We start from the raw sequence: 1249 nt of genomic DNA, 5'->3' as shown, positions 1-1249 counted from the left end.
CTGAACTGGCCTAATAATCCCGGACACCTCTTTAGGGCGATATGATTCGCCCATTCAGGAGGCTCCATGCAAGAACGTAAAACCTATACCCGCGAGTTCAAGATGCGTGCTGCCTGCATGGTTCTTGACGATAACTGCTCGGTTCCAGATGTCTGCGCGTCGATGGATGTGGGGGCGACTGCTCTGCGTCGGTGGATTGAGCAAGTTCGTAAAGAGCGCAAAGGCCAGCCCGTTCCGGGCACCAAGGCCATCACCGCGGAGCAAAAGGAACTCCAGGAGCTTCGGGCCAAGATCAAGCGCCTTGAGATGGAGGCGGAGATCTTAAAAAAGGCTACGGCTCTCTTGATGTCGGATCCCGATCGTTTTCGTTGATTGAGGAACTGAGAGGGTCAGGCTTGTATCCGACAGCCATTCTTTGCAGCGTTTTTGGTGTTTCACGCAGTGGCTTTTATGAATGGTGTTCGCGCCGTTCAGTGCCAGACAGCAAGCGTGAAGCGCTGAAGGCAAAGGTGGTGCAACTGCACACTGAAAGCCGAGAAAGTCTCGGAGCGAGGATGATGTCTGAATACTTGAAAGCCCAGCAGATCACGGTGGGTAGGCATTTGGCGGGCAAGCTGATGATGGAAGCAAACCTGGTCAGCAAGCAGCGTCGCCCGCATCCCTTTCGATCCAGAGGCGTCGAGGCGTTCATTGCGCCGAATCGGCTTGAGCGCAATTTTCAGCCGGTCGCGATCAATCAAGTCTGGTGCGGCGACGTTACGAGCCTGTTGGTCGGCAAGCGCTGGTTCCATCTGGCCGTCGTGATTGATCTATTTGCACGGCGTGTTGTTGGATGGGCCTTCTCATTGATCAACGACGCCCACCTGGTGACCAAAGCCCTGAAAATGGCAGTGGAGGTCCGAGGAACGCCCACTGGTTTGATATTTCACTCGGATCAGGGTTGTCAGTACTCCAGTCGGAAATTCCAGGCTGCGCTCGAGCAACACGGCATAGTCCAGAGCATGAGCCGCAGAGGACAGTGCTGGGATAATGCGCCAACCGAGCGCTTCTTCGGAACGTTGAAGTCAGAGTGGGTGCCTGGCGAAGGCTATCCCACGACTGAAAAAGCCAGGGCTGACATGACCCAATTCTTTATGCGTTACAACCTGATAAGGCTCCACAGCTACAACAATTACTTGTCGCCAATAGCCATGGAGCAACAGGCGGCCTAAATACCGTAACTGGTGTCCGGAAATACTTGACCAGAACA

Annotated in this window: 2 protein-coding genes; both read left to right on the top strand. The window is 54.4% G+C overall.

Annotation, left to right across the window (positions count from 1 at the left end):
• Nucleotides 1-66 precede the first annotated feature (66 nt).
• Entirely contained in the window at nucleotides 67-372 is a 306-nt protein-coding gene (locus tag ACW9HW_RS30090) for a transposase (RefSeq protein ID WP_457402965.1), read from the top strand.
• A complete protein-coding gene (locus ACW9HW_RS30085; protein ID WP_457402963.1) occupies nucleotides 369-1211 on the top strand; it encodes an IS3 family transposase in 843 nt (280 codons plus the stop codon). Before ACW9HW_RS30090 ends, ACW9HW_RS30085 begins: the two co-directional genes overlap by 4 nt.
• The last annotated feature ends 38 nt before the right edge of the window (nucleotides 1212-1249 follow it).

The sequence above is a fragment of the Pseudomonas sp. SDO5532_S415 genome (assembly GCF_054071155.1).
Note: the sequence above shows the minus strand (reverse complement) of the source record. Positions and strands in the feature narration are given on the sequence as shown.